Source organism: Chitinophaga skermanii (genome assembly GCF_003259335.1).
Taxonomy (GTDB): Bacteria; Bacteroidota; Bacteroidia; order Chitinophagales; family Chitinophagaceae; genus Chitinophaga; species Chitinophaga skermanii.
Genome location: NZ_QLLL01000015.1, coordinates 35,250 through 57,382, shown reverse-complemented (window position 1 = coordinate 57,382; position 22,133 = coordinate 35,250). Strand labels below are relative to the sequence as shown.

Sequence of the window (22,133 nt, the reverse complement as noted above, 5' to 3'; positions counted from 1 at the left end):
CCTTTATTTATATTTTAAAACCTTTTTTGTAAGAAAATTGAAAAATTTATTTGGTTACCGTACGTACTTGGTTGATACTCTTCATAATAGTACGTAATACCGGCACCTAAAATAATTTGTTTCCAGATGGTATGACGGTATTCAGCCATGGCTTTATAGGTCATAAGGTTTGTATTGATGTGGTAGTTGATGTTATTTCGTTGGTCGTCGGGTGAAATACCGGTACCAATTCCCAAGGCTATAAAATCATCGGCACCCGCTGTATAGTAACGGGATGTTAACTGGAAGGATTTTGATAAGTTGCCTTCACCCGGCGTTAAAAACGTACGGAAGTTGAACCAGAAGCTTTTATAATATTTACCGATCGACGCTGTATACACCCAAGTTGGATCAGAGAAATACAAGTAGCGGAAACCTACTTCACCTTCGAAGCTCTTTGGCAAATTTGCATACAAAGAGAAACCTGCCCTGTACTGGGGGAAGATATCCGAATTGCTATAACCAACACTTGTATACGCATAGAACGTATTGCTAATTCTCGGGTATGCATCAATCTCACCTTGCCATCCACCTTCACCGAATTTATTCGCATAGTTTACACGGCCGGTTACAGAACCATATTTAGTTTGGCGTGAATAAGCGATGGTACCTAAGTGCCAAGGTTGATCGAATCGTTTGTCGAAATAGGTGTAATCGTAGCCTATTTCAAGCTTGTTTTTTCGTACTTGGTCTTTAATATTGATTAACACGGCGCGTGCTTGTGCATTCTTAGGATTGATCTCTAAGATTTGATTCGCTACGAGGGCCGCGTCTTGTAATCTTTTTAAGTTGAGCAAGGCTTTCGCTTTGCGGAGTAAAAGCTCCTCGGATTTGGGATTGTATTGTAAACCTGTTTCCGCGTAGCGTAATGCTTCAGCCGGGCGATCGTTCCAATATTCCAAATCGGCTATGCCTACATACGCATCCTCGTACTCGGGATGAGCTTTGATAACATATTGAAAAGCCGCGCGGGCAGAATCCAACTGGTCACTCCAAGTGTAAACCCGGCCTAAAAACACGCGGATGTCGCTATAATCCGGGCTTTGGGCTAAGGCTTGTTTGCTGAGGGCAATTGCGGCAGGATAATCTTTGCGGTCGAAGGCCGCTTTGCGGGCATCTTGAAATAACTCATCCGAGCCACGGTTGTCTTGTGCGCGAACTTGTAACGCAACGAAACAAAAGCAAATAAAAAGCAGTCTTTTGGCGTATTGTGTTTCAATGATAGGACTCATAACTACAGTCTACGGTGTATTTTTTGTGTCGGTTCAAAGTACAATGATACTACATAATATAGAATGTGTGGCAATAATTGCCCTAACATTCTTCCTCAAAACCATGGTATTCTTAGAATTATAAACGAAATTTGTATTTCGTTTGATTTATAACCTGCATTGTTTTTACAGGAAAATGTTTAAATTGAATGTAACTTAATGCAAGTAGTGTACCACGAAACCGCAATACACCTAAAGTACATATGAAAATTTTGATTGCCGAAGACGATAACCTAGTTCGTAAGACCATTGAGATCAAACTATCCAAAGACGGCCACGAGATCATTTCGCTCGCCGAAGGAAAAGCAGCTATTGAAAACATTAATACCATGCTGCCCGATATGGTCATTACAGACATCATGCTACCTGGGGCTTCTGGCTTGGAAATTGTGAGTACAGTGAAGAACATCACTTCGAAAGATATTAAAGTGATTGTACTGTCTACAATGGGACAAGAGAACATTGTAGAGGAAGCCTTTAAACTAGGGGCCGACGAATACATCACGAAGCCTTTTAGCTTAACGGAACTTTCTATCCGTGTGAAAAAATTAATGAGCAGAGTTTAATCAAAATAACCACGCAGGAATCCTTTGAATAACCAGCAATATATCGATCCGGAAGCGCTTATCATTTTCATTTATATCTTCGGCGGCCTGATGGTGTGTATGATTTTACTCACTTTCATTTTCCTTCGTGCCCGGAAGAAAAAATGGATGATCAAAAAACAACTCGACGAGATTTTTGATAACTGGCTTGGGGAATGGATTTTGGAAGATCTGAATGAAGATACCCAATTGTCGATCCCGCCTACCTTAGTCGATACCCCCGGCAATGCTTATAGCAGGCAATATGCTGTTGACCAACTCATTAATACCAAAAAGAACTTAATCGGCATCGCTGGTCAGAATACCGTATGGCTGTATGAAAAATTGGGACTGAAGAAGATTTCTTTAGACAACTTCCACAGTCGTCAATGGTTCCTCAAAGCCAAAGGCATTTATGAATTGTATATGATGGAACAAAAGGACATGCAAGACGAATTGTTCCCGTATACCAACAGCAGCAACGAGTATGTACGTACCGAAGCACAAACGGCGATATTAGCATTCGAAGGATTTGAAGGCCTACGTTTCTTCAACACGCTCACACACCCTATCACCAACTGGCAACAGATTAAACTGATGGAGCAATTACGGCCCCTCGATCCACCAGGTATTTTCGAAGACATGCCCAATTGGCTGCAATCGAGCAACCCGATGGTTGTACAGTTTGCCTTGAAACTAGCCGGCGAATACCAGCAATTCCAAGTACTCGATTGCGTATATAAATGCCTCGGTAGCGAACATCCAGCTATCCGGGAACAAGCCATTATTGCACTCGTACGTATGGGCGACGAAACCTCTGCTTCGGCTATCATTGAAAGATATAACAACGAAACCAAGAATAATAAGCAAACCATCTTACGCAGCTTATACCATGTTGCATCTACCAACGAATTACCATTCTTATTAGAGGTGTATGAAACCGGGGATGGCGATACGAAGTTGTTAGCTGCCCGTGCCATTGCCCATATAGGGCCGGCAGGGATGGAACGCTTAGCCGCTAAAGGCCAGGAACAACCGGAACCTTACGAACAAATTTATCTACATATCAAAAGTGAAATAGCCCGATGAGTATCGCCGAGTTTTTCATCTACTTATTCGCGTTCGGGATATTCTTGTATTCCGTTACGCTTGTATCTTTTTATATCTTAATCGGTTTTAACTCGATCGGGGCTACGCGCAAGTACTTGCACAAGAACGATTTTACAGACTACCGCATCCTCGCTGCTTCACCACATGCGCCCACGGTAAGCATACTGGCTCCTGCTTATAACGAAGGCGCCACGATTGTAGATAACGTTCGCTCCTTATTATCATTATACTACAATAGGCTTGAACTGGTAGTGATTAACGACGGGTCCAAGGACGACTCCTTGCAACGCCTCATCGATGCATACGAATTAGAGAAAGTTGACTTTTATGTGAACAGCCGTATTCCTACTAAAGAAGTACGCGGTGTTTATAAAACAAAACACCCAGCCTATAACAAACTGGTGGTGGTCGACAAAGAAAATGGCGGTAAAGCCGATGCCCTCAACGTAGGTATCAACATTGCTAGCAACGATTACATTATTTGTATCGATGCAGATTGCATCCTCGAACAAGACGCCATCCTTAAAATGGTGAAGCCCTTCATGGAGGAACAAGACGCGAAAGTGATTGCCTCCGGCGGTGTAATCAGAATTGCCAACTCCTGCGAGGTAACCGATGGCCGTATTACCAAGGTGCAACTGCCCGAAAACTACTGGGCATGTATGCAGGCCTTGGAATATATTCGTGCCTTCCTTTTAGGTAGGATGGCCTGGGCCCGCCTCGACGGTTTATTATTAATTTCAGGCGCCTTTGGTGCATTTGATAAAGAAATTGCTATTCAATGTGGCGGATATAACGTGCACACGGTAGGCGAGGATATGGAATTAGTGGTACGTATGCGTAGGTATATGTGCGAACTGGGTGTGCCCTATAAAGTAACCTATATTCCCGATCCGCTGTGTTGGACGGAAGCGCCCGATTCTGCTAAAATTCTTATGCGTCAACGTAACCGTTGGACACGTGGTACCATAGAAACCTTGCGTTTACATAAAACCATGTTCCTCAACCCCCGTTACGATTTACTGGGCGTGGTAAGTTACCCGTACTGGTTCTTCTTTGAAATGATGGCGCCTTTGGTGGAATTCATAGGTTTGGTGGTATTCTTTATCATGGTGTTTATGGGGATGATTAACTGGCATATGTTTATCATATTCCTCGTGTTCATTATTCTTTTTGGGTACGTGAATTCGATCTTCGCGATTTACATGGAAGTAACTTCTTATAACCAATATAATAAAAGAAAAGAAATACGCCGCTTAGTGCTGGCTGCCTTATCAGAACCTTTCTTGTTCCACCCATTCGTAGTATGGTCGGCCATTAGGGGGTATATCGATTATTTTAGAAAATCGAAGAATTGGGGTGAAATGACCAGGAAAGGATTTTCTAAGCGCCCGGAAACAAAGCCGGCGGAGTAAAAAATTGCTTAATTTACCAAGGAATCGAATTGTTGCGTATTACCCATGTCGCTAGATGTTTTCTCCCTTTTAGTATTACTTGGTGCCGTGCAAGGGCTCGCGTTGAGTTTGTATTTGTTTTTTAGCAAGCCAACCAACCGTTTGCAGCAATATAGCTTAGCGGGCATGATGCTGATTTTATCGTACAACGGTTTTGAAACAGTGAACTGGAGTGCGCATATCAATTCAAACCTCTTCTATTGGTTTACATTTGTAAGCATCTTTGGGATTGGGCCCTGTTTCTATTTATACATCTTGTCTTTCTCTGAACCACAGCCATCGAAGCAGTTACGCTGGTTATTTTTTCCTGTAGGATTGAACTTTATGCTTCGGCTTGCGCTGATTGCTTACTTGTTTTACTTCGTGAAGGTGAATGCGAACGGCGTTCATCCTTTGGTGCTGGATGATTGGTATTCAATTATTGCCGAACCATTATCGGTTGTATATTTCATTGTATTCGTGTGGTTGAGTCGCCGAGCTTTATTACGGTATTACGAAAGTCGTGCAGGTATTCTTCCTGAAATTTTTACCACTACTTACAAATGGCTACGAGCCTTGTGGGTATGCATGCTTATACTGGGTATCATTTGGCCGGTGACCATCATTGCTCCGTACACCTGGAAGATACCGGCAGCTACGCAATATTATTTAGCAGAGATTTTATTAGTCTTTTTCATTTATTACGTTGCTTTTGCGGGTTTCCAGCGAACGAAAGTGATTGTTGTTAAAGAACAAAAGCAAGCTTCCCAAGCACTCGAACAAGTTTCGGCAGTAGATATCGAAAAATGCAAGGCGGCGATACTTCGTGCCATGCAACACGAAAAGCTATACCGCTCACCCGAACTGGATCTTAGCACCTTAAGCGAAGCCATACAATTTCCACCCAAAACAGTGTCGGCCGTTATTAACCAGGCCATGCAAAAAGGGTTTAATGAATTGATTAACGAGTACCGCGTTGCCGATATGCAAAGCATGTTAATCGACCCCCAAATGCAACATCTTACTATTGCATCTATGGGTTACGAATGTGGTTTTAATTCCCAAGCAACTTTCCAAAGGGCCTTTAAACAAATTGTAGGCTGTACGCCGAAGCAATACATAGAAAAAGAGAGGTTGAAAGCAGGAAAAGAGTAGTCAATTCGTGAATTGAATAGCTACTATAGCGCGTTTTCACGTGGTTTGTAGAAAAACAACACCAGATGAAAACATGGCTAACCAGCTTCTTTTTTTGCATCCCGTTCCTCGCTTTTGCACAAGTATCTACTGATGGTACCGGGGTATTCCTGCTGAGTACCGACAGCTCCCGCAAAATTATCATCCGTAAAGAAGGAGAAAAACTTGTGGCCGACTTACCCGTTTTTGTGCGCACTTTCCGCGACCTTGTGCCTACGAAAGATGGGAAGTATGAACTAAAAGACCTCGGCGCAAAAGTGATCATAGAACCGGGTAGAACATCCTCCGGTGACATTCGCCAATGGATTGTTACCGACCCAGGTGGTAAAGGCATTTGGCAATATAAAGCACCTGCACCTCCATTACGCCGCGAAGGCCGCCTATCGAAAGGCTTTGGAAGAATAGACTCGCTTCGAGGCGAACTTACGCCCATGCGTACTTGCTACGATGTAACCTACTACGATATAGATATTACTTTGCAACCCAAGCAACGCTTCGTGCACGGTAGTAACGATATTCATTTTAAAACTGTAGCAGCTTTCAAACGCATGCAGGTCGATTTGTACAACGAAATGAATATTTATGCCATCACATTCGAAGGGAAGCACCTGCCATATACCCGGGCGTTCGATGCCGTGTTTGTAGACATGCCAAGAGAATTACAAGTTGGCGAGCAAGCAGTATTGCATATTCAATTTGGGGGCCAGCCACAAGTACCCAACTTAGCCGAGCCTATGAATGGGGGCGTGTTGTGGTATTTCGATCAAAACCAAGCGTCGTGGTCGCAAGCTATTTGCCAGGGTTCTGGTGCCAGCACTTGGTTACCCAATAAAGACCATTTAAGTGATGAACCCGATTCTGTGCAAATCAAAATCACAGCACCTCGTAATTTGCAAACTATTTCAAATGGTCGGATGGTGGCACAACACCTGGTTGATAGTACCCTGCAACAAACAACTTGGCGGGTAACCTATCCCATCAATAATTACAACATTACCTTTAACCTAGGCGATTATGCTCACCAACGCGATTACTTCGTACAAGGGGAAGATAGCTTGTCGATCGACTTTTACTATTTGAAATCCCACGAAGCACTTGCGCCTATTACCTTCAACCGTATCAAGCCTATGTTGGCCCGCTACACGGAATGGTTTGGGCCATATCCATTCCCCCGCGATGGATTTAAATTGATAGAGTCGCCCCACGCTATGGAGCATCAAAGCGCGGTAAGCATTGAAAGTTTGAAAACGGGTGATTCGTCGAACCTCCGCAATTTAGTGTGGCACGAGGTGGCACATGAATGGTGGGGGAACAATATTAGTATCCGCGATATGGCCGACTTCTGGGTACACGAGGCCTTTGCTTCTTATGCCGAAGTGTTGAGTATGCAAGCTGAACTAGGCACCGAAGCCATGTTGCAATATTGTAGAAAAGAAAAACCCCGGAACAAACAACCCATCCGTGGCCTATATAACGTGAATCATATTCACGACGATATCAACGACCTCTACGTCAAAGGCGCCCTTATACTCCACACGTTCCGCAGCACTTTACAAAACGATACACAATTTTTTGCTCTCCTCCGCCACTTACAGCAACAATTCGCGTATCAAACTATTACCGGCGATATGCTAATCCAAGCCATCAACGCATACGTGAAAAAGGATTATACCCAGTTTTTCGAACAATATATTGGGTATACCCGCGTGCCTACTTTAGTATACAACATCAAAAACGGGGTATTGTCGTTCAAATGGGAAGTGGATGTACCATCGTACGATTATCCCGTTGATGTTGTGGCCCAGGGTAAAAAGGTACGCCTACATCCTACGAAAGAATGGCAAAGCATCGAGATGCCGGGCGTTAAAGCCAAGCACTTGAAAGTAGATACCGATTGGTTTTATGTGCAGGGGAGAATAGAATAGGAGGTCGACTTTTGTAGTGAAGGCAGCCGCAGTTGCGTCGCACGTTTTAGGGGGCAAAGTACTATTGGGCCGAAGCTTAATAATACCACCCACCCAGCATGGTGCGACGCCACTGTTGTTGATGCAAGTGTGAGCGATGATAAACCCCTACCGCAAAAATCCCAATCGTTTACATGCTTCCATGGTGATGCTTTTACGGCAATTACTAAAGCCTGCTGAACCTTGGGCTAGTGGGCGTGTTACCCGCGTAGCAAAACAGTACGTTTGCTGGCCGCTGGTGATATAACCTACCCACCAGCCAATGTTTTGGCCGTCTACACGTGTCCAACCGGTTTTAGAGCGGGTTGTGAATTGTTCGTTTTGTTCCGAGATCATCACTTCTTTTAGTAGGGTGATGTACTTTTTTTGGAAAGGCAACGCTTGCTCGCGGTATACTTTGGTTATGAATTCGACCTGGTTTTTAGGGCTGATCCCAAAGGCGCCAAAATTCCAGAAATCGTCGCCCTGCTCGGTTAGGTTATTGTTCCCATATCCTGCAGCTTGCAAATAGTGTATGTATTTTTTTCTGCCTACCTTTTTCGCTAATTCAATAAACACCCAACCGGCCGAAACTTGGAAGGCTTCGCGAATTGTCATGTTTTTATAGATATCGGGGCGGTAACCGTACTTCACCGTGTCGGTGCTGCCTACCCAAGGCATCACATCATCCAAATTGTTGATCACACCGGTTTCTAAAGCAATGAGGAGGTTGATGATTTTGAAAGTTGATGCGGGTTGCGTGGTACGTATGGCATCGAGCGAATCGCTCATATACCAAGTGTTGTTTTGCACATTGTAAATGGTAACGCTGCCTTCTACATGGGCAGCTGCCAGTAAATCTTTTACCTGGAAGGATTGAGCATGGGCAGCCAGCGTAGTCAATAAGCAAATGGAGAAAAAGAATGGTTTCATGGTGTTTAAAAATAGTACATCTTACGCGCTGTTTTACAAAGAAATACTTGCATGATAACATAAAAAATAGCCCCACCTTTTGGTAGGGCCGGCATACAAAATTATCATGAGGAAAAACGTTCAGCTGTTGCTTTCGCTACTTGCTTTGCAGCCGGTTTTTTCTTTTGTTTCTTTTTCTTTCCCCACCAAATAATGAACCCTGTAACAGGTAAGGTGGCGCCAATGAGCGAAGCGAAGAACGCTAAGATTTTACCAGGTAAGCCTAGTACTGCACCTACGTGAATATCGTAGTTCATCCGGCGTAATTGTGTGCCGAAGGATGATGCTTCGAATGATTTATCTTGAAAATCGCCGCGTTGAATTTTAGCTGTTGTGAACTGGTCGAACGCGTAGTTTCTATGATCGTAATACTTGCCTTTAGAGGGGTATGCGATTAAGGTAATAAACGATTTACCACTCGTGGTATCGGGGAAGGTAACGTAGAAGCCTGTTGACCTTGGGTTTTCCAATACCACGGTATGGAAGCTTTTATCAACCGCTTGGAAGCTGGTATAGTTACGCGTAGCTGTAGAATCGCTGGCGATTTTGTTGTTATAAGCGGGTAAGCTGGTACCGCCGGAAGTTAGCCAGTAAGCACCTTTACTAAACCATTGGATACCCCACACCATACCCGTTAAACCGATAGCGAGTAATACAATCATGGAATAGAAGCCGAGTACATTATGCAAATCGTAGTTTACACGTTTGATAGTGGCCGTCCATTTTATTTTGAAGCTGGCATCGCGGGTCGATTTATTCCACTTTTTCGGCCACCATAATACGAGGCCTGTGATCAGCGTAATGATAAAAACCAAGGTGCTGTAATTCACAATAGGGCGACCAATTTCGTATGGCATCCATAGGAAGCGGTGACCGTTGAGTATCCACCGGAAGAAATCTACTTGTCCTTTTTTAGCATCAGTTGCTGTAATGATTTCACCGGTATAGGGATTCATGCGAAGCGTGGTGCCTCCTCTACGTTGACCGAGGCCAACATAGGCAGCCTTGCCTTCGCGGTAAGTAATATACGAGATGGTTTTAGTAGGGTATTTTTCTGCCGCTTTTTGCGCCATGGCAGAGGGGGGAAGAATAGCTTGTTCGCGTACGGGGATGTTATGTTGCGGTTCAGTTATCGACGTAATTTCTTCATTGAACACCCAGATACAGCCGGTTATACAAACAATTATCATAATAATGCCGGAGATCAACCCCAGCCAAAGATGTAACCAAGCGGAAACCCGTGAGAATAAAGAACCGGCCTTTTTCTTTTTCTTCTGTTGATTGTTGGGAACGTTTTGTTTCATATAGTATAAAATGAAAAACAGTGCCGTACAACGCAAAACGGCACTGTTATAAAAAAATGAGATTAATATTTCAATTTACCGAGACCGGTTACGCTACCTGCTTCTACTTTCAAGCCACGGGTAGCTTTCGCTGTAGCCGCTTCGAAATTGTAGATCCAAGTACCTTCAGCAGTGGTGATACCAACGCCGATAGTTTTACCATTTTCTTCTACCGAGTTGAACATGCTTACATGCAAGATCGCGCTTGATGGAGGTGCACCCGTAACCCAAGTAAGTGATTGGTTGATTACATCCACCACGGCCCATTGAATGAAACCTTCCGTTTTACCGGGTTCAACATAGAAGCTCACCAAGAACTTGCCATTACCAAAGTAAGTTTCTGCTTTTAAGTGGCGACCACCAGCTTTTTCCTGTACATTGAAGAAGTAGCTTTTATCGAAATCGCTCGCGCCACTCTTAATACGTACAATAGCTGAAGGTTTCGTTGATGGTTTTACGCCTGCACCGTTTTGAACAGCACCCGAGAAGGCGTAGATATCGCCGTTCTCAGTTACTTTCAACCCGTTTTGAGCAAAGTAATAACCGATGTATGAAGTACGGTTGTCTTTAATAGTACGTTCGTACTGTAAGCCTGGATAAGAGAATACGGCAATCCATGTAGAATCGGTATAATCGGTGTGAAATACAGCACCTGTAATGCCTTTGATGGTATAGTAAGGCATGTATACTTTGTTACCCACTTGGTAAGCACCTGTAAAGTGTGCTCTTTCGCCGTTGCCGGCTAAGTTGATCGTGTTAATGGTGTTCGAACCAACAATACGAGGTGTGTCGGCATTTACACGGAACATACCGGCATTAGCATCCCCACTGCGTGGTACTTTTACCAATAACAAATCGTTGTCTACCTTACCAAAAACTTGCACCGTTTCCGTGAGCAAGTTGGCTACGCGGGTTAATTTGCCCGTTGTGTCTAACGTGTAAGCTGTTACAGCACCTGGGTTACCTTGGCCATATAACAAGCTGAACAATTTGTTCTTGTGGAACGCGTAATAACGGTAACCATCTTGCTCGATACCATTGCCCGTTGTTGTTACAGTACCTGTGTGTAATGAATCTGCTGTTACTAAGTAGTTGGCAGCTTCGCCCAATGAACCTACCGGGCTGGCAGCAATTACGTAGCGCGATTTTCCTTTCGATTCGCCTTCTCCACCGGTATTCCCTTTCGGACTACCGTTATCGTCTTTGCTGCAAGCGGCTAAAGCAATGCCTAATCCTAGGGTAAAGAATAGTTGCTTGTTGAATTTTTGCATGGTTTATGTATTTGTGTGATTTTTTTATTGGTAGATAGAATAGCGGAATTTCACATTGAATGAACGGCTCGGCTTCTGCAAACTGAAGTTGTCGTACAAGTTGCTATCGGTGAAGTTTTTACATGCTACGGCAATGTTATAACGACCTTCCTTCATGGTGTACACTACGCTAGCATCGTGTGCGATTTGACGCGGAATGATATACTTCGTATCGGCAGTACCTTGGCTTGGCCAACGGAGGTAGTATTGTTCTACAAACAATATGTCGTAAATGAACGTAAGGTTATTGCCTTTTTTCCCAAAGTTGATGAAGGTGTAGGCCGCGTTACCGTTACCAAATAAGTAGGGCATATTCGGCATCCGGTCTTTATACACCGCGCTTTCTACCTTCGCGCCGTTCTCGAAGCGCGTGGTGTTACGAATGTTTTGGTAAGTAACATTGGCACCGATATTTAATCGGCGTAAAAAGCTATAAGTAATAGCAGCGTCGAACCCCGTGTTACGTACATCCCGTTGGTTCGTCATCACTTGCTTCGTACCATTAGTATTCAACCCCGGGCGAATGAAATCACTTGCTTCGCGGAGAATGAAATTGGCTTCCACTATTAAACGGTGCATATCATTGGTTGGCACTTGGTAGTATACGCCGAGGTTAATGTTATGACTGCTTTCTGGGCGTAAAGTATCTACACCTTCTAAGTTGATTACATCGCCGAAAAGTTCTTCGTTTTCAGGTAAGCGGTAGCTTTTTTCGTAAGAACCTTTTAATTGAAGTTTCGGCGTGATATAGTACGACGTGGCGATACCGTAGCCTGTTTTGGTAAACGATTTCGTTTGTTCTTTGTAGGCAGTATTACCCCAACCCAAACTATCAACAGTATAAGCCAGCGACGAGGTGTTTTGCTGCAAGTATTCTTTTGCGAATACCGACATACTCCATTTCGGAGAAGCATCTAACTTGTACCCCAAGCCTAGAATATGCTTTTGTGTTTTACGGGGTTGTTTCAACGATTGGCTGTTCGGGCTGGTAGCATCGGAACCTTTCCTGTTAAAGGTGGTAAATACATGGCTTAAGCCGAAGGAGTTGTATTCGTTCAGTTTATAAGAAATATTGGTTGTAGTAATACCATTGTTGTTACGGAACTTGTAAAGCGATCGTTCTCTTTCGCTGCCGGGTGATGGTTTCACACTGAATTCTCCCAGCCAATTGTACCTTCTAGCTACTGTATCTACATTTTGTTCGGTACCAAGGTTAATATTCCCCGTGAAGCTCACATTCAAACCCTTTACGAATAAATCATTCTTTTGGTATTTAAGGCTTGGTAACAAAGTATTGCCTTTACGGAAGTAGTCGCCGAATACACTGATCATCCTAGCACCAGTTTGGATGTCGGCACGACTTTGTGCAGCGGTAAAACCGAACATTAAGCGGTCGGCATATTTTTTACCCACTACGCCTACTTGTGCAATGATGGTTTCGTTGTGGTAGTTGTCGTGGAATCTTCTCACGCGCTTGTCGTAATACAAACCAGATGCTAGGTCTGCTACTTCGGCCGTTACCCAGTAATTGTTATCGGAATAGTTTTGAAACGCGTTCACTTGTACAGTAAAACCGTTCTTCGCTGTGTAACCGGCGCTTACGCTGCTTTTGTGGGTGTTAAAAGAACCGTAGGAATAAGATACATCTACGTAGTTTCGGTAGCTATTACCTGTTACGATATTGATGGCACCACCTAAAGCATCGGCACCTAACCAAATGGGTACAACACCTTTGTAAACCTCTATTCTTTCGGCTAGGTTAATAGGAATATTATTCAATTGAAAGGAAGAACCGAAATTATCCATGGGAACGCCGTCGATAAATACTTTTACTTGCCGGCCAGTAAAGCCATTCAAGCTTAAGTTAAAACTAGATCCAACACCGCCTGCTTCTCTCACGCGTACGCCGGCTACTTTATCGAGGGCATGGGAAAGATCGAGCGTAGTATTGTGTAATTTCTTGGCATCGAGCGCGGTAATGTTATATGCTTGCCTGTTGAGCGTTTGCACTGTATTTTTCCCTTCTACGGTTACGCCGTTTAATTGCTCGCTGTTTTCTGTAAGGGTTACATGCAAGGCTTTGCTAAGTGGCAATTCGATTTGCTTGGTAAACTGTTCAAAACCCATAAAGCGGATATTCACCGTGTACTTCCCTGCGGGCACATCTTTGAAAATGAATTGCCCGTTTTCATCGGTAATGGTTTGATATGTTGTATTCACAAGGCTAACGGTAGCACCAATAATTGGCGTGTTATGGGCCTTAACAGTACCTTGGAAATGGGTGTGTTGTGCTTGTGTGATTGTGGGCAGTAATAGCAATAGTATTCCTGCTAACAAGTAGGTATGAACCTTTGTTAGAGCTTTCATCTTTTTGTATCGTTTTTTATTTGGTTAGGGCTTTCCGCGGCCCGGAATTAAATTAATTGGAAAGTTTAGGCATTAGCATCTCGTTATGCCCATTGGATATTTGCATAATAGGATTTTTTTTCTCTGTTAATAGCATGACAATCCCGCACTGGTATTGCTAACAATTTGGGTTATAATACACTTTAAAATATTGCTGTAAATACGCTATAGAAGGCGGTTTTAGGCAATAGTTGATAGTTTGTGTGTTTTAATACACAGCTTATTTAGTTCGCAGGGCAAAGGTAGGATTGCAAACATTTTATGTGTTTATTGATTCGGGAAAATGATTTTTAAAATTTGGAAAATGCTAACGGTGATGGTTATATGAAAGCGGAGAATATTGACAAAGTAATGATTGATGTATCAATAAATGAAAGCGTTTTTACTACTTCTTGTGAATAATTGATTTTTATTGTAAATACTTGCTGTATTGGGTTTGAGAGGATGAATGTGTTCGAATGGAATGAAGTTTGTGTTTGGGTGCAATAAATAGAAATTGACTTTTTTTATTTGTTGATATGCAGGACATGGGTATTGTGAACAGGCCGTTTTAGAGCAAGTCGACATGTTCGTCTAGTACTCGAATGCGGAAAAAATTGCCAGTTGAAAGTCATCATCTAACTTTCAACAGTTGATTGTTGTGCTACGCATGATAGTCATTAGAACGCCGTCCTGGCAATCGCCTGGCTGAAATTGTACATTATGCAACTTATGAATTCGATTGCAAGCATATCAATAGCTGTGCTAAAAATAATTTGGCTACAATGTAGCTGGGTAGCAGATTTTCGGGCTGGTTGTTTTAAAATTAGCGCGAATATGTGTAATTTTCGCTCATGAAAATGCAGCAATACATTCGGCAAGGGAAATCGGAGAATTACTTGATGGCCGAGGAGCGGGGTTTGAAGAAAGCGGGGGAGGTAGCGGCTGCATTGTCGAAAAAATTTGGTGAGAAAGTTTCGGCGAAGGATTTGATACCATTTGCCAAGGAATGGCACCATGCTGGGGTGTTTCAACGGGCCGGAAGTAACCGTTTATCGGGTAAACGTGTGTACTTTTTACACCCCGGGGATATCGATGCCATTACTATGGAACAAATTTTGCAACACCGGGAACGGTCCAACCGGCCGAAAGTGGTCAACGAGCAATTCGTACAAGGTTGGTATAAGCAATATTTCAAAATAACAGATCCCGCTACTTATAGAACCCTTCGCAAAGCATTCGTAGGCATCTACCAAGGCAAAGCGAACAAGGCGCCGAAAGGTTTCATAGCCCTCGACGAGCCCGCTTTTGTGCAAGCGCAAAAGATGGCCGGTAAAGCTATTCCGAACGGTGAAACAATTGAATTTAAGTAGCGAACGAGATAAAAGAGGAAAGACCAACGTGTATTATATATTTATTCAAACCATCGAGTTATTCGACGAACTCGCTGTATGGCTCAGATCTAAATTTGAAAACCAAGCCGAACCCATGGTGGTTTTCCAACAAGCCAGCAAACGGAATAGCGCCGCTTTAGGCGGTGATTATCATTTATTGGAATTCAAGAATGCCGGGATGTGCCTTGTGAAAAACGAACAAATCATGCTACAGCCCAAGTATGAAGCTTACCCGTATTATATCATGGTCAAATTCGAAGATTATATCACTCCTTTGGAGGATATGAATATCATAAAGTACATAGTAACAATACTAAAGGAAATGGATGTGCAACCCGTGCTAACGACTGAATTGGGATTATAAGTGGTGTTTTTTATATTAGTGTACCGACTATAAAAGTACACAGTTATGAAAAAGTACCCTAATATCTATTTTCACGTATTCCTGTCTACTAATAACTTTAACGGGGCACAGGAATTTTACGAGTTAGACAACCCAAATCTCGAAAAAATCAAATCGGACATTATCCTCCCATTTGTTTTAAAACAACAATTTTCTCTACAAGGTCAAGTGATCGATCCGAAAGAAGTAACACGCATTATGCTACGAGAATCCCAGCTTCCTACAGCTATGATTATGTCGAAAGTAGAGCACGATCATGAACCGGCTCCTTGGACAGCCCAAACGGTTATTTTCCACCAAGGCTATACCAAAGACTTTTCGACTTACATTTTAAACCTCGGTAAGCGCATTGCCGATGGCGGCATGTTGGCCTTATTGCTCATGAAAGATTCGCTGGCTATATAGCTATGCTACTCCTTATTCGTGATGATATTTCTTGTTGAATAGTGACCCAATATTAGTTTGACTCACCTACCTTAACCCTCATCCTTCGTAAAAGACCTTTACCAATGTCTTGCAAGTAAAAGCACTTGCTTTGGTATTCTATTGCGTATTAAAATTACCGGCATGCTATTCTTTTGCTAAAAAACAAATCCCGGTAAGCCAATACTCACCGGGGTTTGTTATATGGTATATACAGCAAAAACAGCTTTACATTGTTTTCGCCGGTTTCTTTACTAATTGGAAGTTCTCATCATTCACATCCACATCATAGTAGTACACTTTACCGTTCTCTAATACAATTCGTTGCTCCAAGGCATCCAATGTTAATTCTTCGCCGCCGGTTGGAATTAAGAAAGTATCTATAAAGGTTTTCCAGTTTTTATCGTGGAAGGAGTATGTTTTCATGGCGTAGGTATTGCCATTCATAGGTGCTTGGTAGGTAGACAGTTCATCTTTACCATCGCCATTCAAATCTCCTTCATTGATTAATAAACTTTCACAGCAGCCAATGTTGATATTAGGCATGCTTTCATCAGAAAATCGTACTTCGTAATTGGCCGGTTTGCCGTCTTCTACCGGGTTGCCTTCGGCTTGCGCGGTTTGTACCACGTAGGCAGTTTCAGGTTTCCCGTCGCCATTAAAGTCGCCGTGTACTTCTTCGCCTACTTTGTTCGCGTTACTAGGAGGTGTAGCTGCTGCTCCAACAGGGGCAGCTTCCGTGGGTGTTGTTGTTGGTTCCGTGGAAGTGGTTGTTGTAGCCTGGCAGGCGGTCATCAATAGGATAGCGGCAAAGGATAGATTCTTCATAGTTAAAAATTGAGCCGTGTAATATAATTAAATGTATGTTGCTACTCTCGTACGGGGCGATGTTCGGGACGGGTATCACCAAGTAATATGCCCCAATGCTTGAAGTTGGTAGAATTATTGAAGATGATTTTTAATACTGCAATAATAGGTAACGACAAAAACATCCCCCAAGCACCCATAATGGCTCCACCCAGTAAAATCCCGATAATGGTAGCCAGTGCATTGATCTTTATTTTACCTCCAACGATGCGAGGCATCAAAATATTGTTGTCGATCAGTTGAACAACATAAATTACTGCCACCACTTCAATCACAGCAATAAAACTACTGCCGGAAGTTAAGGTCAACATGATGGCAATGATATTACTAATAAAAGGCCCAACATACGGAATCAAATTCAAAATTGCTACGATTACGCCAATTAATAATGCATGCTTAATCCCAAACAGCAATAAGATCAAACCTACTAAAACCGTCATGTAGATTAACTCTATGAAAAGGCCGAGGAGGTAACTTTTCATAATTACTTGGATTTCCGTGATGGTTTTATCCAAGTTATCATGCGCTGTTTTAGGTACCCACATGTACAAGAACTGCAAAATGAGGTTTCTATAAAAAAGTATCAGGAAAACATACAAAGGCAATAACCCAAGCAATACCACCACCGAGCTGATTGACGAGGCAGTGGTACCCAATAGGCCGCCAGCATAGCTAAGCAGCATGTTGCTTTGGTTATTCACCATTTCCAGTTGTTTCTCGCTAGAGAAGTCTGTTTTTTCATTAATCCATTCACTTAATTCATTCAAATAGTGCATTACATTCGTTTGCAGCGTGGGGAAGTCACGGGCCAACGACGATATTTGCGCGGTGAAGAACCAAATGAGGCCACCCATCATCATGAAAAGAAAAACAATACAAATGATGATGGCCAGTATTTCCGGTACGCGCTTACGCCGTAAAAATTGAAAGATGGGTAACAGTACTAAGCAAGTGAAAAAGGCCAGTAATATCGGGGTAATAATTCCTTTGCCGATATACAAAATGTATCCTAAGAAAAACAACCCTACTAATTCTATCGATCGTCTAACGGTAATGTTGAAATGTGTCATCTATTCAATTTTATAGCGTGATGGCTAGCGGAAGATCTGCCGTATGCGCGCTTTCGTAGATTGTAGGTCGATGGTGATTTTTTCTTTCACATCTTCCCATTTCTTTTTGTCGGCGCCCTCTACTTGGGCAATCTTCTGCGTTATTTTTTGAGATTTATAGGCTTCTTCTTTCTCGTAGGCCGCGATATTCTTTTCTATCTCGTCTTTCTTTTTCTTGTACGCGGCTTCGAGTTTGTCTAGCTTTGCTTTGGCCGAGGGTTTCACGTCTTCAATGGCATCGCGCAATTCTTGTTCTGCTAAGGCTATTTGCTTTGCTTCTTCTTCGGCTTCTCGCTGGGAATAATTGTTGTAAATGGTTCTGATGTCGGTGCGTGTAATTCGATCTGCATAGGGTGTTAAATACGTATCGATAAACACTTCATTTTCTTCTTCTACTTGGATGATGATGGTATAACTGCCCGGTATCGATTGCGTTTTTATTTGCATTAAGAAATCTTGGCTTACATCATAGGCATCCACCTCATCAAAGGCGCCCGCAAACAACCCAAAGGTAGCTCCAATAATCACGCCAATTGGTCCGCCAATTAAGCCAATGAACCCTCCAAAGGTAGCACCTGTTACTGCGCGCCAACCTGTATCTGGGTCGCCATCGTCTACTATCACGGCGGCTTCGCCGTTATCTTTCGCATGAACGAGTACTTTTCTATACACGGCAATATCGTTCAAGGCTTCTAAATCTTTCAAGCGTTGCCAAGCGGCCATGGCTTTTTCTTTGCCTTCGAAGGCGGCGACGATAATTTTCTCCATACCTGTTGCTTTTAATCTAAGAATGATGGGTTACGGTTCTACAACAACACCCCGCAGCAATTGTTTACACGAAAAAAGCAGGCTATACACTAGGTATGCCTGCTTTTTGTATGCTGAAAAAGCTTGTTTACTGTTTGAGAATCTTGACCTCCGTTCGCCTATTTTCTTGGTGTTCGGCTTCTGTACATTTCACGCCATTGGTACAGCGGTTCACAGGGTGTTTCTCACCGAGCCCGATGGCTTGTATCCTGCTGGCACTAATGCCTTTTTGTACAAGGTAAGCCTTAGCTGATGCCGCGCGCTGTTGCGACAGTTTTTCGTTGTACGCATCGCTACCCCTGCTATCGGTATGGGAACTTAACTCGATTTCCATCGTTGGGTAAGTTCTTAGTACTTCTGTGAGCGAGTCTAACACAACGGCTGCATCAGGACGAATATTGGATTTGTCGAAGTCGTAGTATAAATTCCTCAACACGAACACTTTGCCAACCGGCGGCGGTGGTGGTGGCGGAGGAGGTGGAGGCGGTGGTGGTGGGGGAATTTGTTTCACAGGTTGCACTTTCACAGCGTACGAATAAATATCGTCGCTGCCTTTACCACCGGGCCTATTAGAGGCGAAATAACCGGCTACATCGTTTGACGGTACGATGTAGAAATCGTCGTAACTGCTATTGATCGGAGGTAAAAGATTACTGGGTGAACTCCAATTCGCCGCGCTCCCGGTCGATTTAAACACATCTAAACCACCCATTCCTACAAGGCCATCACTTGAAAAATACAAGGTGCCACTAGGCGCAATATAGGGGAACATTTCATCGTCGGGCGTATTAATTACGTTGCCGCAATTCACTGGAGCGCTCCATGTATCGCCACTGCGGGTGCAATACCAAATATCGGTGCCGCCGTAACCACCGGGGCGGTCGGAGGTGAAATAGAGGGTATTACCGTCGGGTGTTAAGGCTGCATGGCCCGTAGAGAATTTTTCAGGATCGTTATAGGGGAAAGGGGTGACTTTATGGTTACCGTCGATTATGAATAGTTCGAGTCGACGGGTATGTACATTCAGTTTACCTATTTTTTCTTTCGGCAGTTTGCGGCCGATTTTGCTTACTGTCACATACATATTTCCTTGGGAGGAAATGGCGGGGCCGATGTGATAGTCGGTGAGGTCGAAGATGTTATTGAGTTCATCTACATTCACGCGGGTGGGCGATGATTTGGGGTTCGACCATTGGTATACCCTGAAATAAGGTTCGCCGGTTTGACGGGAGATTTTCTGGGTATACGGTTCGAGCCTATTGAAGTTAGACGTGTAAACAAGTTTGTTACCATCTAATTCATAAGCCCCCCAATCGGAGTTTGTTGTATTAATAGCGTCGTAATTCGTGATAGTAATGTCGCGGGGTTGCCATATTAAAGCGGAGTCGCAACCGGCTACTCGGTTGGTTGTATTGCAACGACTACATTTAGCGTAACTGGCTTTTGCTTCGTTGTATTGTTGCAGTACTTTTTGTAGATCGCCGATACGTACCCAAAGTGAGTCGGCGGCGGGGTCTTTTTCTACAGCTTTCGTGTATGCTTCAATCGCTTTACTGTAATCACCCAGTTCTTCGTAGCTATAGCCGAGGCGATAGAATATGATGGGTTTGGTGTGTTTCTTCTTGGCAATTTTTTCATAAGAATGGGCGGCTTTGTCGTACTGGTAAGTAACGAAGAATTTATCCCCCAACTGTTCGTAACTCGGTTGTTCCTGCGCGAAGCAAGTAACGGTAACCAAGAGCAAAACCAAGGTTAATTTTAGATGCATGTCGACTATTTTTAGAAGTACCTAGGTGAAATTTCCCGCTTGCGTTTGTTGGGGAAGAATAAACTAACAGAAATTTCGTGCGTGCCGGATTGGTAGTTGTTCAAGCCGCTCGTGGTGAAATCGTACGCATACCCAACGCGTAGCCACTTGGTGGCATATACTTCGAGCATAGCGGCCACGGCATCTTGCTTTTCGAGGTCTTTTTGCAGGTTTGTTTTATCCCACAATTTGAAACCTGTACGGTAAGAAGCACCTAACCAAAGGATATCATGAATTAACAAGAAAGCGTTTACGTCGATATTGGAAGGACCTTTAAAATCTTCTTTCCATAGGAAAGAGGGTTTTAGTTTAAGGTTTTCAGCCACGTTAAACACGGCTCCGGCGCCTACGTACAAATGTGGTTCGCGAACGATGCTGGTGAAGAACTGCCCGTTGTAATCGTAGGCTTTCATACCGGTCGATTGCAAGAGGTTGTTTACAGAAGCTGTGATATAGTATTTCGGGGTGTAATAATATACGCCGAAGGTAGCATCGGGTTCGGTGTGGGTGGGTTTACCTACGGGGATGCGTTGGTCGTTTTCATCTACATATTCCAACACGGTACCATCCATTTGGAATTGCATGAACCCGCCGTTGATCCCGAAACAGAGTCGCTTTTCACCATCGGCGCCCAGTGGTATGCGGTACGATACCCCGATGTTGCCAGAAAGCGTTTTTTGTGCGCCCATTTCGTCCATCATAAAACCCGCGCTCAATGCTAAGCGGTCGTCTTTCGCATTGGTAAGCCAATCCGCCGAAATAGCGGTGGTAATGGGAGCACCTTTAATGCCCGTCCATTGCCGGCGGTGTATGGCATTCAGACTAGTTCCGCCGCGGTAACCGGCGTAGGCTGGGTTAAGGTTCAGCATATTAAAAATATACTGGCTAAACTGTACTTGCTGTTGTGCTTTTGTTGCTTGCAGCAAGCAAAAGCTTAGCACGAAAAAGACTGTAAATTTAATTTTCATAGTACCGGTTTTTATCGCTGGTTTTGGATGTTCTCCATTGTATACGCTGATACATGCGATGTTTTCTATGGTTTTTTTGATACAATTCCGTCCTGGTATATGCTAGTGTTTGTCGTTTTAATTGCTCGAAAATCGGGGCTACGCTTGGGTCTTAACTATTCACATGTCTTTTCCCGAACAAGTTTTTGGTTGCTATTTTCACAGTTACATTCATACACTACTAGCAATCAACACGTATATAAACCATATTGTTTATCGTGTTGATAACGAATTTTTTATAGCATATACAAATATGTACTTATGCCAGGCTAATTTGTTTAATCGGGTAATTGTAGCAGAACGGTACTAGGCATCAACAACCATTTCCTTGCACGAGGGGCCCCGTGTAAGTGCATTCGAGGTTGCTGGACAATTGCCAGTACTGGGTTTATTGCGTAGTTTTTATATCAACAGGAACAGGCAGGTTATTGGGTGTAATGGTAGAACATTTACAGCACCTGTTCATTATTAAGTAAATATACAACTTAACATATAGAAAAGTTCATGCGTGGCAACATGCGTTTGAAATATTCTTTCAAAGATGTGCCGGTTTTTTAAACCGGGCTGGGTGTGAAAGAGGGGAAACTGTACGTGAACAAATTAACGGTTTGTGGCCGGATGAGGGCGTGATATGGCAATAATTGATAGGTCAATAAATGAACGGTAGTGCCGCTATGTGCCTTGGGTAGCTGAGGCTAATGTATTCACAATCAAGTAGCAAGTAAGCCTAAG

18 protein-coding genes are annotated in these 22,133 nt (G+C 43.3%); 8 read left to right on the top strand and 10 right to left on the bottom strand.

What is annotated here, in order from left to right; translation table 11 throughout:
• Positions 1-14 precede the first annotated feature (14 nt).
• Positions 15-1,271 (bottom strand): YaiO family outer membrane beta-barrel protein, encoded by a 1,257-nt coding sequence (locus LX64_RS25070; protein WP_111600451.1) that lies wholly within the window; start codon positions 1,269-1,271, stop codon positions 15-17.
• Between the two features lie 242 nt (positions 1,272-1,513).
• Between LX64_RS25070 and LX64_RS25065 the strand changes: the two genes are divergently transcribed.
• From LX64_RS25065 to LX64_RS25045, 5 genes are all read left to right on the top strand, one after another.
• A complete protein-coding gene (locus LX64_RS25065; protein WP_111600450.1) occupies positions 1,514-1,876 on the top strand; it encodes a response regulator transcription factor in 363 nt (120 codons plus the stop codon).
• Positions 1,877-1,900: 24 nt separating this feature from the next.
• The gene (locus LX64_RS25060; RefSeq protein WP_111600449.1) at positions 1,901-2,983 is read left to right on the top strand and encodes a HEAT repeat domain-containing protein; all 1,083 of its coding nucleotides are present in this window, start codon (positions 1,901-1,903) and stop codon (positions 2,981-2,983) included.
• The gene (locus LX64_RS25055) at positions 2,980-4,419 is read left to right on the top strand and encodes a glycosyltransferase family 2 protein (RefSeq protein ID WP_111600448.1); all 1,440 of its coding nucleotides are present in this window, start codon (positions 2,980-2,982) and stop codon (positions 4,417-4,419) included. Before LX64_RS25060 ends, LX64_RS25055 begins: the two co-directional genes overlap by 4 nt.
• Positions 4,420-4,464: 45 nt before the next feature.
• The gene (locus LX64_RS25050) at positions 4,465-5,592 is read left to right on the top strand and encodes a helix-turn-helix domain-containing protein (RefSeq protein ID WP_111600447.1); all 1,128 of its coding nucleotides are present in this window, start codon (positions 4,465-4,467) and stop codon (positions 5,590-5,592) included.
• A gap of 65 nt (positions 5,593-5,657) precedes the next feature.
• The gene (locus LX64_RS25045) at positions 5,658-7,556 is read left to right on the top strand and encodes a M1 family metallopeptidase (RefSeq protein ID WP_111600446.1); all 1,899 of its coding nucleotides are present in this window, start codon (positions 5,658-5,660) and stop codon (positions 7,554-7,556) included.
• 147 nt (positions 7,557-7,703) lie between these two features.
• On the opposite strand, the gene LX64_RS25040 is transcribed toward LX64_RS25045, so the two are convergent.
• From LX64_RS25040 to LX64_RS25025, 4 genes are all read right to left on the bottom strand, one after another.
• Complete coding sequence (locus LX64_RS25040) at positions 7,704-8,507, bottom strand: penicillin-binding transpeptidase domain-containing protein (RefSeq protein WP_111600445.1); 804 nt, start codon at positions 8,505-8,507, stop codon at positions 7,704-7,706.
• Between the two features lie 104 nt (positions 8,508-8,611).
• Entirely contained in the window at positions 8,612-9,850 is a 1,239-nt protein-coding gene (locus tag LX64_RS25035; RefSeq protein WP_111600444.1) for a PepSY-associated TM helix domain-containing protein, read from the bottom strand.
• A 62-nt stretch (positions 9,851-9,912) separates the two neighbouring features.
• On the bottom strand, positions 9,913-11,160 hold the full coding sequence (locus LX64_RS25030; protein ID WP_111600443.1) for a DUF4374 domain-containing protein: 1,248 nt from the start codon (positions 11,158-11,160) through the stop codon (positions 9,913-9,915).
• Between the two features lie 24 nt (positions 11,161-11,184).
• Complete coding sequence (locus LX64_RS25025; RefSeq protein ID WP_111600442.1) at positions 11,185-13,566, bottom strand: TonB-dependent receptor; 2,382 nt, start codon at positions 13,564-13,566, stop codon at positions 11,185-11,187.
• Positions 13,567-14,438: 872 nt separating this feature from the next.
• On the opposite strand from LX64_RS25025, the gene LX64_RS25020 reads away from it, so the two are divergent.
• Genes LX64_RS25020 through LX64_RS25010 form a run of 3 tightly spaced genes read left to right on the top strand, consistent with a single transcriptional unit; the run spans position 14,439 to position 15,786 of the window.
• A complete protein-coding gene (locus tag LX64_RS25020; protein WP_111600441.1) occupies positions 14,439-14,957 on the top strand; it encodes a hypothetical protein in 519 nt (172 codons plus the stop codon).
• Complete coding sequence (locus LX64_RS25015; RefSeq protein ID WP_148707465.1) at positions 14,935-15,342, top strand: hypothetical protein; 408 nt, start codon at positions 14,935-14,937, stop codon at positions 15,340-15,342. The genes LX64_RS25020 and LX64_RS25015 overlap by 23 nt, the downstream gene beginning before the upstream one ends.
• A 45-nt stretch (positions 15,343-15,387) precedes the next feature.
• On the top strand, positions 15,388-15,786 hold the full coding sequence (locus LX64_RS25010) for a hypothetical protein (RefSeq protein WP_111600439.1): 399 nt from the start codon (positions 15,388-15,390) through the stop codon (positions 15,784-15,786).
• A 246-nt stretch (positions 15,787-16,032) separates the two neighbouring features.
• Here the strand turns inward: LX64_RS25010 and LX64_RS25005 are convergent, their stop codons facing one another.
• The 5 genes from LX64_RS25005 to LX64_RS24985 form a co-directional block, all read right to left on the bottom strand.
• Positions 16,033-16,632 carry a hypothetical protein gene (locus LX64_RS25005; RefSeq protein WP_111600438.1) on the bottom strand — a complete coding sequence of 200 codons (600 nt, stop codon included), beginning with the start codon at positions 16,630-16,632 and terminating at the stop codon, positions 16,033-16,035.
• Between the two features lie 41 nt (positions 16,633-16,673).
• Positions 16,674-17,741, bottom strand: a complete 1,068-nt coding sequence (locus LX64_RS25000) for an AI-2E family transporter (protein WP_111600437.1) — start codon at positions 17,739-17,741, stop codon at positions 16,674-16,676.
• 24 nt (positions 17,742-17,765) lie between these two features.
• Positions 17,766-18,548, bottom strand: a complete 783-nt coding sequence (locus tag LX64_RS24995) for a V-type ATP synthase subunit I domain-containing protein (RefSeq protein ID WP_111600436.1) — start codon at positions 18,546-18,548, stop codon at positions 17,766-17,768.
• 127 nt (positions 18,549-18,675) lie between these two features.
• The gene (locus tag LX64_RS24990; protein ID WP_111600435.1) at positions 18,676-20,355 is read right to left on the bottom strand and encodes an OmpA family protein; all 1,680 of its coding nucleotides are present in this window, start codon (positions 20,353-20,355) and stop codon (positions 18,676-18,678) included.
• Between the two features lie 11 nt (positions 20,356-20,366).
• Positions 20,367-21,362, bottom strand: a complete 996-nt coding sequence (locus tag LX64_RS24985; RefSeq protein WP_111600434.1) for a PorP/SprF family type IX secretion system membrane protein — start codon at positions 21,360-21,362, stop codon at positions 20,367-20,369.
• Positions 21,363-22,133 lie beyond the last annotated feature (771 nt).

Excerpts from the sequence above, each read along its gene's own strand:
- LX64_RS25070 (WP_111600451.1), bottom strand. The coding sequence starts at position 1,271 with ATGAGTCCTATCATTGAAACACAATACGCCAAAAGACTGCTTTTTATT.
- LX64_RS25065 (WP_111600450.1), top strand. The coding sequence starts at position 1,514 with ATGAAAATTTTGATTGCCGAAGACGATAACCTAGTTCGTAAGACCATT.
- LX64_RS25055 (WP_111600448.1), top strand. The coding sequence starts at position 2,980 with ATGAGTATCGCCGAGTTTTTCATCTACTTATTCGCGTTCGGGATATTC.
- LX64_RS25050 (WP_111600447.1), top strand. The coding sequence starts at position 4,465 with ATGTCGCTAGATGTTTTCTCCCTTTTAGTATTACTTGGTGCCGTGCAA.
- LX64_RS25045 (WP_111600446.1), top strand. The coding sequence starts at position 5,658 with ATGAAAACATGGCTAACCAGCTTCTTTTTTTGCATCCCGTTCCTCGCT.
- LX64_RS25040 (WP_111600445.1), bottom strand. The coding sequence starts at position 8,507 with ATGAAACCATTCTTTTTCTCCATTTGCTTATTGACTACGCTGGCTGCC.
- LX64_RS25035 (WP_111600444.1), bottom strand. The coding sequence starts at position 9,850 with ATGAAACAAAACGTTCCCAACAATCAACAGAAGAAAAAGAAAAAGGCC.
- LX64_RS25030 (WP_111600443.1), bottom strand. The coding sequence starts at position 11,160 with ATGCAAAAATTCAACAAGCAACTATTCTTTACCCTAGGATTAGGCATT.
- LX64_RS25025 (WP_111600442.1), bottom strand. The coding sequence starts at position 13,566 with ATGAAAGCTCTAACAAAGGTTCATACCTACTTGTTAGCAGGAATACTA.
- LX64_RS25020 (WP_111600441.1), top strand. The coding sequence starts at position 14,439 with ATGAAAATGCAGCAATACATTCGGCAAGGGAAATCGGAGAATTACTTG.
- LX64_RS25010 (WP_111600439.1), top strand. The coding sequence starts at position 15,388 with ATGAAAAAGTACCCTAATATCTATTTTCACGTATTCCTGTCTACTAAT.
- LX64_RS25005 (WP_111600438.1), bottom strand. The coding sequence starts at position 16,632 with ATGAAGAATCTATCCTTTGCCGCTATCCTATTGATGACCGCCTGCCAG.
- LX64_RS25000 (WP_111600437.1), bottom strand. The coding sequence starts at position 17,741 with ATGACACATTTCAACATTACCGTTAGACGATCGATAGAATTAGTAGGG.
- LX64_RS24995 (WP_111600436.1), bottom strand. The coding sequence starts at position 18,548 with ATGGAGAAAATTATCGTCGCCGCCTTCGAAGGCAAAGAAAAAGCCATG.
- LX64_RS24990 (WP_111600435.1), bottom strand. The coding sequence starts at position 20,355 with ATGCATCTAAAATTAACCTTGGTTTTGCTCTTGGTTACCGTTACTTGC.
- LX64_RS24985 (WP_111600434.1), bottom strand. The coding sequence starts at position 21,362 with ATGAAAATTAAATTTACAGTCTTTTTCGTGCTAAGCTTTTGCTTGCTG.